The sequence below is a fragment of the Desulfamplus magnetovallimortis genome (assembly GCF_900170035.1).
GTDB lineage: Bacteria > Desulfobacterota > Desulfobacteria > Desulfobacterales > Desulfobacteraceae > Desulfamplus > Desulfamplus magnetovallimortis.
This window is the reverse complement of the sequence record NZ_LT828557.1, coordinates 37,475-40,319: the sequence shown is the minus strand read 5'-3', so window position 1 is coordinate 40,319 and position 2,845 is coordinate 37,475. Positions and strand designations below refer to the sequence as shown.

The 2,845-nt window shown below is 38.4% G+C and carries 3 protein-coding genes; 2 read left to right on the top strand and 1 reads right to left on the bottom strand.

All coding sequences use genetic code 11. The features are described from left to right. Positions 1–167 precede the first annotated feature (167 nt). Positions 168–1,013: a CheR family methyltransferase gene (locus MTBBW1_RS22185; protein WP_080807367.1), complete on the top strand. Its 846-nt coding sequence runs from the start codon at positions 168–170 to the stop codon at positions 1,011–1,013. A gap of 181 nt (positions 1,014–1,194) precedes the next feature. On the opposite strand, the gene MTBBW1_RS22180 is transcribed toward MTBBW1_RS22185, so the two are convergent. Further along, on the bottom strand, positions 1,195–2,049 hold the full coding sequence (locus tag MTBBW1_RS22180) for a pyruvate, water dikinase regulatory protein (protein WP_087881823.1): 855 nt from the start codon (positions 2,047–2,049) through the stop codon (positions 1,195–1,197). 135 nt (positions 2,050–2,184) lie between these two features. On the opposite strand from MTBBW1_RS22180, the gene MTBBW1_RS22175 reads away from it, so the two are divergent. Then, positions 2,185–2,616, top strand: coding sequence for a hypothetical protein (locus MTBBW1_RS22175; protein WP_080807364.1), 432 nt, complete (start codon positions 2,185–2,187; stop codon positions 2,614–2,616). Positions 2,617–2,845: the final 229 nt, after the last annotated feature.

Genomic DNA, 2,845 nt, shown 5'->3' with positions numbered 1-2,845 from the left:
TTATCCTGTTAATCTTGGAAATCCTGATTCAGACCGTTTTGACAAGGCTCAAGATGTTATATGTGTCGATTTTGAGTAAATATTTCAAAGGATTGAAAAAGCGTTTTAAATATGGGTGCTGTTTTTTAGTTTGATTTTATCATGTTGCTGTAATAAAAACATTATCCATGAGCGCAATAGACATCTCCAACAAGCAATTTAAAACCCTTGCGAACCTGATCTATTCAGAATCAGGCATTCACATCCATGACGGCAAAATGGAGCTTTTAAAATCCAAGATTGCCAAAAGGATGCGTGCCACCAGAATATCATCTTGTTCATCTTATCTTGAATATCTCATTGACAATAAAGATGAGATTATCGAATTTATTGATACTGTAACCACAAACCACTCCTTCTTTTTCAGGGAAAACAGAAGTATAGAAAATATGATTCGTTTTCTAACAGACAGGGGTAGCATGACTGGCAAAGGTAATGCTTCATTTCATGGTGCTGTCGGTAATGGTGTCGCCAGCTCTTTTAAATTATGGTGTGCTGCCTGCTCCACCGGTGATGAACCATATTCTGTGGCAATTCAGTTACTTGAAAGAGGACTTGATTTTAACATACTTGCCACTGATATATCCCACTCTGTGCTGAATGTGGCCATAAAGGGTATTTACAGCAGCGAACGTGTGAAAAATGTCCCTGTACCACTCCTTCACAGATATTTTCAGAAGGGAAACGGTAAACAGAGTGGTTTTGTAAGGGTAAAAAAAACTGTAATGGAGCATGTTGCTTTTAAAAAATTTAATCTTGTAACAGACGCAGTTCCACAGGAGCAGTATGACGTTGTGTTATGCAGAAATGTCATGATATATTTTGATAATGCCACAACTGAAAATGTTATAAACAGACTTTACCATGCATTAAAGCCGGGCGGACTTTTTATTATTGGGCAGGCAGAAAGTCTTATGAACATGAAGCATAATTTCAAAAGTCTTAAAAATACGCCAAGCACTTTCCAGAAGTAGAGCATCCTAAGTCAGGTGGACAGAAATTCTTTCCTATTATCCACTAATGCTTAGGAATGAGTCATAAATAACTTGCCCATTTCAAAACAGGCGACCATTGCAGGCAGTACGTTTGAAAATTATAATTGAGCATCTTATTTCGTGCTCATTCCTTAACCAGAATAAATATTTGTCTATGTGCTTATCTTTTATGTGCCTGTGATTTAAATCTTCTGGTTATCATCTCAATAATCTCTTCTGCACTTGTCTCAATTGGCTTATTACTCACATCAATCATGGAGAAGCCATGGGATATGTAGTATTTTCTCGCCTCATGTATCTCCTTTTCAATCTCTTCCCTTGATGAGTAGGAATATATATCCGAAGTTCCAAGGCTTTCCTGCCTAAGACGCCTGTGAGCCATTAGCTGGTCAACATTTATGTTAAGGGCAATGATGCGCCTCCGGTCAACTCTTTTTATTACATCAGGCATGGGTACACCTATTACAAGGGGGACATTGGCTGTCTTCCATCCAAGAACTGCCATATACATTGCAAGGGGGGTTTTTCCTGCACGGGAGAGACCCACAAGAATTATTTCAGCTTCTGTAAGATTTTCCGGATTCACTCCGTCATCATGTGCAAGTGCAAATTCAATGGCAGAAACCTGATCAAGATCCACATTTTGTATTTCCCGATAAAGCCCTGGTTTTTCTATCGGATGGCTGTCAAGAAAGCCTTCAACCTTGGAGAGAACAGGCCCCATAAGATCTATTGTGACAATTCCCTTTTCAACACCTTTTCTGGATATATATTTTCTAAGCATTCTGTTGACAATTGTATGTACAATAAGGCTTTCTGTATCCTGTGCCTTTTCCATGATATCATCCACCTGTGACTCCGAGCGCATGTGTGGTACTTTAACCACTGTGATATGATTGTCAGGAAACTGTACAAGTGCGCTCTGGACAAGATGGTATGCATTTATACCTTCACCACATGATGCAATATATATCATATGAAAATTTTCATTGACAATTTTTTCCATAATCTTCATGTTATATTCCTTACAATATGATATGACAAATGCGTACTAAACCTTCATGGCCGAATTAAACGGCCACACCGGACAACGAATTTACTTTTTGATATCACTCTTCAAAGGAATCCACAACATTAAAGGAATATAAAAATGACCCATGAAGATGCAGGACACTATGCTGCCAAACACCCTGACAGGGTAGTTGATCAGGAAATAAAAAAACATCTTGAAAAAAGTTCAGAGGATGGTCTTATAACATGTTCAGGTGCCCATAAAGTTGCAAAAAATATTGGAATTACACCTGAAGAGGCAGGAGTTCAGATTGATTTGATGGAATTGCGGCTTAAAGATTGCTGTCTTGGCCTTTTTGGGTATGAGCCGGCCGGAAAGAATTTTGACGACAATGTGGAAATTTCCAGCTCTTTTAAGGATGCGCTTGAGAAGATTTCTCCAGATGGCCGTACAACATGTCTTCAATGCTGGAAGCTTGCAGCAGATTTAAAAATTAAACGTATTGACGTGGGATCTGCCTGCGAAAAACTGGGAATAAAGATCAAGAAATGCCAGTTAGGAGCGTTTTGATTTTTGTTTTATTTGGGTAAACATGCATGATTGATTACGTATCCAGGCATGATTAATTACGTATCCAGGCATGATTAATTACGTATCCAGGTATGATTAATTACGTATTAATCACCCCTAAATATAAAAATGATAGTCATTTTCACGGTAAACGGTCATGGCCGGCATTCAGCCACCCCCGAATATGGAAATTTGTATCTATTTCCACGGTAAACTTTTCAGATAATCA